The organism is Metabacillus litoralis, assembly GCF_020524045.1.
GTDB classification, from domain to species: Bacteria; Bacillota; Bacilli; order Bacillales; family Bacillaceae; genus Metabacillus; species Metabacillus litoralis_C.
Window position 1 is genome coordinate 264,717 of sequence record NZ_JAIVKL010000007.1, and the last position, 7,554, is coordinate 272,270.

At 33.4% G+C, this 7,554-nt stretch carries 7 protein-coding genes; 6 read left to right on the forward strand and 1 reads right to left on the reverse strand.

The window, feature by feature from the left end:
* Window positions 1-12: 12 nt before the first annotated feature.
* The 6 genes from LC076_RS13285 to LC076_RS13305 all read left to right on the forward strand — a co-directional run bounded on the left by LC076_RS13285 (window position 13) and on the right by LC076_RS13305 (window position 7,356).
* On the forward strand, window positions 13-3,819 hold the full coding sequence (locus LC076_RS13285; protein WP_226669578.1) for a family 43 glycosylhydrolase: 3,807 nt from the start codon (window positions 13-15) through the stop codon (window positions 3,817-3,819).
* A 189-nt stretch (window positions 3,820-4,008) separates the two neighbouring features.
* Entirely contained in the window at window positions 4,009-4,530 is a 522-nt protein-coding gene (locus tag LC076_RS13290) for a nitroreductase family protein (RefSeq protein ID WP_226669579.1), read from the forward strand.
* Window positions 4,531-4,546: 16 nt separating this feature from the next.
* The gene (locus LC076_RS24165; protein ID WP_264191537.1) at window positions 4,547-4,675 is read left to right on the forward strand and encodes a hypothetical protein; all 129 of its coding nucleotides are present in this window, start codon (window positions 4,547-4,549) and stop codon (window positions 4,673-4,675) included.
* Between the two features lie 298 nt (window positions 4,676-4,973).
* Window positions 4,974-5,726, forward strand: a complete 753-nt coding sequence (locus tag LC076_RS13295; RefSeq protein ID WP_226669580.1) for a sensor histidine kinase — start codon at window positions 4,974-4,976, stop codon at window positions 5,724-5,726.
* A gap of 350 nt (window positions 5,727-6,076) precedes the next feature.
* Window positions 6,077-6,898, forward strand: a complete 822-nt coding sequence (locus LC076_RS13300; protein ID WP_226669581.1) for a polymorphic toxin type 44 domain-containing protein — start codon at window positions 6,077-6,079, stop codon at window positions 6,896-6,898.
* 59 nt (window positions 6,899-6,957) lie between these two features.
* Window positions 6,958-7,356 (forward strand): DUF5412 family protein, encoded by a 399-nt coding sequence (locus LC076_RS13305; protein ID WP_226669582.1) that lies wholly within the window; start codon window positions 6,958-6,960, stop codon window positions 7,354-7,356.
* A 79-nt stretch (window positions 7,357-7,435) separates the two neighbouring features.
* Here LC076_RS13305 and LC076_RS13310 read toward each other — a convergent pair.
* A partial coding sequence (locus tag LC076_RS13310; protein WP_226669596.1) for an IS3 family transposase occupies window positions 7,436-7,554 on the reverse strand: 119 nt, incomplete at its 5' end.

A 7,554-nucleotide genomic window follows, 5' to 3' on the forward strand; every position in this document is an offset into this window, starting at 1 on the left:
GGAGGATTTAGTATGAGAAAGATGGTTTCAGTTTTATCTGTTTTAGCCATTTTGTTTAGTATGTTTCCAGCAAGTGTGGTACCAACCATTTCTGCAGCAACAAATGACTTGGAAGATAATCTTATTCTTTGGTACAACTTTGAACAATCACCAGATTCTAAAACAGTGAAAGATCAATCAGGTCATAATCATGATGGTGTACTAAATAATAATGCTACACTTGTAACTGCTGAAAAGGGTGGAGCAGTTCAACTAGATGGTGACCAGGACTTTGTGACAATGCCTTCAGGAATACTCGACGAAACAAAAAATGTAACAATCAGTACATGGGTAAATGTGGAGTCGGCAAAAGATTGGGCAACATTGTATAGCATTGGTGATTTTACTGCAAATGCGGATTATGCGATTAATTATGCATTAAAATCTGCTGGTGAAAATGGAATGCTAGAATTATTTGGACCTTCGCCATTTCCATCAATTGAAACAGCAGGTATTTCAGTAAATGAATGGGTTCATGTAGCAACTGTTATTTCAGAGCAAACGATGCATCATTATATTAATGGTGTACTTCAAGGATCAGAGCCGATTGGAATTGATTCAGGTGATATCGTTTCAGCAACCAATTATATTGGATATCATGCGATGGCACATGAGCAAGTTGAAAATAAAGGATTACATGGCAAAGTTTCTGATTTCAGAATTTATAACAAAGCACTTAGTCTTAATGACATCAGAGAATTAGCTGATTTTTCATTTGATATTAAAGAAGTGGAAGAAGTGAATATAACAACTGTTGTTGGTACTGAACCAAAGCTACCAGCAGAAGTGGATGTAACTTATTCTAATAACACTACTGAAAAGCGCCCAGTAGTATGGGATGAGATTTCTTCAGACCAATATGCATCAGCAGGTTCTTTTGTTGTAGAAGGATCAATTGAAGGTTCAACAATTAAAGCAAAAGCAAATATAACCGTTACTACGGATAAAGAAATTACTTCAGTTGAAGCAATATCTGTGTCAACAACTGAAGGAACTTTACCGAAGCTCCCAGCTTCTATTAAAGTATTTTATGCTGACAATTCAAGTGATGAGGTAAATGTGACGTGGGATCCAATAAATGAAGATCAATACCGTACAGCAGGAACGAGCTTTACCGTTAATGGAACAGTAGAAGGAATGAATGAAAAGGTAGAGGCTTTTGTTTATGTGACAACAAATGTTTCTGGAGATTTAGTAGCATGGTACAAATTTGATCGATTACAAGGAAATCTTGTTCCAGATTTATCAGGTTCTGGGATGCATGGTACATCTGTAAATGGTGGGACCTTACAAACAGTTGAATCTAAGCAATCAATTAACTTAGATCACAATAATAAGCAGCATGTTACTCTTCCATCAGGAATTGTAAACAATGTTGATGATTTTACTTTATCAACATGGGTGTACTTGGACTCAAAAACAGGGGATTGGGCAAGAATTTTCGATTTTGGAAATGGAGCAAATCAGTCAACTGTTTTCCTAACACCTAATCTTCGCTTAGATATGAGAGGGTCCATTACAACGGCAACATCAGGCGCACCTAAGGTTGGAGAATGGACACATCTTGCTATTTCAAAAGTTGGTGATCAATATACGATTTATAGTAATGGATTACCAGTAAGCAAGTTAACAGATGATCGAGCTCCAGGTCTTACAACTCGTAATTTTATTGGAAGATCAAATTATGCTGCAGATCCTTATCTTGACGGGAAAATTAGTGATTTTAGAATATACAATGAAGGGTTAAATGAAGAAGAAATCAGTCAAGTGATAGCAGAATCATTTTCAGACGAAGATGCTGTTAATAAAGCGAAAGAAACTCTTAGCTTAGGAGATACATCAGCTATTGTAAGTAACATGAAATTACCAAGTGCAGCAGGTAATGGTGTCACAGTTTCGTGGACATCAAATAATCAGGATGTTATTTCAAATGACGGAAATGTTAACAGACCTTCACTAAAAGAAGAAAATGCAACAATTACATTAACAGCTACACTTAGCCGAAATGGTTATAGTGACACAAAGGACTATAGTGTAACAGTTCTTGCTGATAACATTGTTTCTGTAGAAGAGCTAAATGTGATGACACCAAAAAATTTCCCACCAAAGCTGCCTGAAAAAGTCGTTGTAACCTATTATGATGACTCTCAAGGAGAGATGAGTGTGGAATGGGAAGATTACTCTTTAGATAAGCTGTCAAAATCAAATTCATTTACAGTAAACGGCACAGTTTATGGAACAGATATTAAAGCAGTCGCAAATATACATGTAGCAGATCTAGTAAGTGTTGACGATGTGCATGTAACAACTGCTCAAAATGTTGAACCAAATTTACCAGATACGGTAACAGCACATTATAGTAATGGTATGACAGATCAGTTAGCTGTTGATTGGAATGAAGTAAATAAAAATCAATACGCAAAAACAGGTAGCTTTACAGTAGAGGGAGCTGCTGCAAAATATAATTACACAAACCCTCTTATTGAGCAAAGAGCTGATCCAAATATTTATAAGCATACTGATGGCTACTACTATTTCACAGCATCAGTACCAGAATACAATCGAATTGTAATGAGAAGAGCGAAAACAATTCAAGGTCTAGCAAATGCAGAAGAAGTAACAATATGGGAAGCACACGAAACAGGGGAAATGGCTGCTCACATCTGGGCTCCAGAAATTCACTTTGTTGATGGAAAATGGTATATCCACTTTGCGGCTGGCCATTCTGATGATATTTGGAAAATTAGACCTTATGTTCTTGAATCAGGTGATGAAAATCCGTTAACAGGTACTTGGGTTGAAAAGGGCATGGTTCAAAAAGCAGAAGATGATACCTTCTCATTTACTGACTTCTCTTTAGATGCAACAATCTTTGAGCATAACGGAAAAAGATATTTCATTTGGGCACAAAAAGAAGAAGGCATATCAAATCTATACATGGCAGAAATGGAAAATGCATGGACAATCAAAGGAAAACCAATGCTTCTTGCAACTCCTGATTACGAATGGGAAAGACGCGGATTCTGGGTAAATGAAGGACCAGATGTGATCAAAAGAAATGGAAAAATATTTGTTTCATTTAGTGCAAGTGCTACAGACTCTAACTATGCTATTGGATTACTAACAGCCTCTGAGACAAGTGATTTAATGGATCCAAAATCATGGTATAAATCACCAAAACCTTTTATGGAAAGCAATGATGAAACTGGTCAATATGGTCCAGGACATAGCACATTTACTGTAGCAGAAGATGGTGTAACAGATATCCTTGTTTACCATTCTCGTTCGTATAAAGAAATCGACGGTGATCCTTTATATGATCCTAACCGCCACACTAGAGTAAAGAAATTAATTTGGAACGATGATGGCACACCAAACTTTGGTATACCGAATGCAGATGGTCAAGTTGTTGGACCAACAATCGAAGTAAAAGCACATGTTACAGTTATCGAAAATACTGGATATCAAACAAAAAATAAATTTAGCTTAGATAAACTAGAAGCTAACAAACAATTAGATGTAACGACATCTGTAACAAATAATTCAGATGCCAAAGAGTCAATTATGGTTGTTATGGCATTATATGATGCTGAAAACAAAATGGTAGATATGAAATCCACGTCGAAACAAATCTCAAAAGGAAAGGAAGAAACCTATAAATTAGGGTTAAAGCTTCCTAAAAATGTGGAGGGACATAAGGTAAAAGTGTTAGTTTGGAAAGGTGAAAGTTTAGAAGAGACGAGTATGATGCCTGTTTCTAAAGGATTTGTTTTAGAGTAAGTAAATAGCATGCAAAAAGGCATCCTCCCAAACTAGTTGGAGGATGCCATGAAAAATAAACACCTGACATACAAGGTGTTTATTTTTTATAAGGAAGATGAAATGATTGATTTTTCACACTATTCCTGTCGAAATAAAGATATATATCAAATATATCTTTCAAGTTAATTAGAAACGGAGGGATTATTTTTGGATTTTAAGGATGTCGTCAATAAGCGTAGAGAGATAACAAGCTTTTTAGATCGTGAAATAAGCTCTGAAGTAATGGAGGAAATAGTAAATCAAGCAATCTTATCACCAACAGGAAACAATTTACCTTCTAGGGAATTTATTGTTGTGAAAAAACGTGAAACATTAGATCAATTATCAAACACGACACCTTATGTGAAATGGCTACAAGAAGCTCAAAGTGCAATTATTATTACAGGTAACCCTAATGTAAGTAAATATTGGCTACAGGATGCCTCAATTGCAAGTAGTTTTATATGGCTAGCAGCAGTAAATGAAGGAGTTGGCTGTGCCTTTGGTGCGATTTTTAATATAACAGATGAGATCGAATCAGAACAAAGAGAACAATTTGTCAGAACCGTATTGAACATCCCTCAAGATCGAAAAGTAGTAGCCATTTTAGGATTAGGATACCAAAAAGAAGAACCGAATAAGAAAGAAATTCATCCAAAAGAGACAATTGTACACTATGATACGTTTTAACATATAGGAGGAGCTTATGGTTGAAAAAGTAGGTGTATGCATAAAGTGTAAAAAAACGGTGTATTGTATTGATGGGTTTTTAAACGGTGTTGTTAATGATGGGATGGTTAATTGTTTTGAGTGTTTGGATGATGAGGATAGATAGTATTAAGCGGTTTTGGGCTAGTAATAAACCAATGTTACTTGTGATAGTTTTATATACTAAAAGAGCCACTTCAATTTAATGAAGGGCTTTTTATTTAGGGTGATGGAGCATAACGGGATCGAACCGATGACCTCTACGCTGCCAGAGGGGACTGGACATATTAGATTAGATAAACGTAATAAAATAAGAAAAATCAGTGCTGTTTTATTGAATGATATCACTGATTTTTAATGAATGAGTTAGATAAATTAAATGAAAAAATTAGCTCTGTGCATATTAATGTTGGAGAAAATGATAAGTGTCATTATATTTTAGTTTGCACGACCAAGATCAATACACCAAGATAAATAGAGATGAAATATCATATCTTAAAACGCTAGCTTATTATACGAATGTAACACTTGAAACATTTTTAAAAATAGAAAATCTCCTGAAGTATTTGGATGATTTAGAAGATTCACACGAAAAAGACAATCCTATTTGGCTTAATCGAGTATTATATAAATTGGAGGAAAAGCTAAGATCAGAAGTTGCCAAAGACTTACATGATTCAGTCCTCCAAGATTTGATATCATTTCAAAAAAGATTTGAAAGAGCAAATGATCAATTTATAACAAATCCAGTCATGAAAAATGAAGCTGATAAAATGATGGATGATATGTCAAAAATTATTTCGACTACCCGAGAAACATGTTATGAATTAAGGCCAAATGTTCTGTACGACTTAGGATTAAAAAAAGGGATAGAAAAATTAGTTTACCAGCATGAAAACAATACAAATATGAAAGTTCATTTAAATGTTAACAATCTACGTAACCCTGACGACTTGGATATTCAATTGAATATTTACCGTATTACTCAAGAATTGCTTAATAATGGAGAAAAACACTCTAATGCTTCTCTTATAACATTAATTCTCGTAAATATTAAAGAAAAAATGGTTATACATTATGAGGATGATGGAAAAGGATCAGAAAAAGAAGGGGTTTTTTCCAGAAATAACGGCATGTTTATCCGGTATCAGAGAAAGAGTTGCCTTATTAAAAGGTAAGATAAACATAGAAACTGAGATTGATCAAGGCTTTAAAGTTACTATTGAAATTTGATATACATTACTTCTCTTCTCTATTTGTTCGTTAACGTGGAGAAACCTATTAAATAATAGCATCAGAAATTACTAGACCGAATCATTTAGTTGATTTGGTCTTTTGCTTTTTCTTTTATACTTAAGATTAGTAATGTAACTATAATTAAATTCTGAAGAAGTTTATATTGAATAATTAATGGTTAATATAACTATTTCAAATAAAATAGACTTTAGACCCATATCCACATTATGTAATTTAATATATATTATATCCATTAATACAAATATATTACATATGATGAAGAGGGAGTAGAATGAGAAAGGTTTTAGTCTTCAAAATTACTAGTATATTAATTTTAACTCTATTAGTTTCTGGATTTTCAGAGATTACGAGAGCATCTGCAAGTGAAATACCTGGATTAGAAAATCAAGAACAAGAAGAGATGTTTCAACTTCTTGAGGATATATCTGTTGATTTAGAAGAAGAATACCCTTCTGAAGAAGCTTTAACGGTAGAAGAAAAAATAGAATTAGCAAAAATAATCACTGAAGAAGTAAAGGAAATTGAAGAACAAACTGAGCAAGAAATTGAAGATATAATGACAGAAGCTGAGCAAATTAAAGATTTTAAATTTTCATTAAAACCAGCTTTACAGCCTTCTTATGCAGTAAGCGCTGCATCCACTAATTACAACAATAGTTACACTGTTGCTAAGTTATATCAAACGAATTTAAATAAAGCGAATTCTATCAAGGCAAATTACAATAATTTAGTTAAATCAAATGGAGTAGTATTTGCTAATGCATATAGATTAGCAACATTTTATACCTTAGTAAAAACTAATGGTGCTTGGGATTTAAAACAGACATTAGGAAAAACGACCAAATATCTATTTAAAGGTACTAATAAAACAGGAGAGTATATTGGTAATCATCACTATGGTTATATGGGAAAAGCAATAGGCTTTGCTAATACTGTTCTTAAAAGTGCAGCTGGAATGTACCAAATAAAGTCTGAGACATCTGATTGGAAATTTATTTCTTCTTATTTTGATGATCCAGCAGATCAAGCAGCTATTACTACGGGCTATACAGACTACAATAACGGATTACGTTTTTCCTATTTAATTGCTTAATTTACCGAAAGATGTTTTCATTGTTAAGTAGTAAAAGTTGATCATTAAGGAGTTAGCAGATGAAATTCCGTAAAATCTTCTTATGGGTTATATTATCTATAGTTCTTTGTTTGGGCATTTTATTTCTCATCTTAGACTCTTATATTAGAGTGGAACTAGATGAACTTAATGGAAAAGGAGAGCATCAAGCAACCTTTTTCTCTCCATCCGAAGGATATAAAGCAGATGTATACCAAATCAATGAGGGGGGAGCAACTCAAGGATATCAAGACAGAGTTTCCATTACTTCTATGAAGGATAATCATAAGGAATTCAATGATGAAACCGTATATTGGTTATATCCTTCAGAGGAAGATGTAAGTGTAGAGTGGAAAGATGATAATGAAATTACTATTAATGGACAAACGATAGCTATTAAAGATAAAAAGACATATTATAATTGGAAAAAAGATAAATAATTAGCTATATATTATATATGTAAAAAAGCCAATCCAAAATTTAAAGTGTACCCTTTGTAAAGGACATTTTAAAAAAAGACTAGGCTGTCTTGATAAGATGATCTCTGTATTGAACAGGGGTCATCTTATTTAAATTCCATTGGTATCTATAGTGATTGTAATAGATCATATATTGCTTAATTTCTTTTCTTAGTTCAT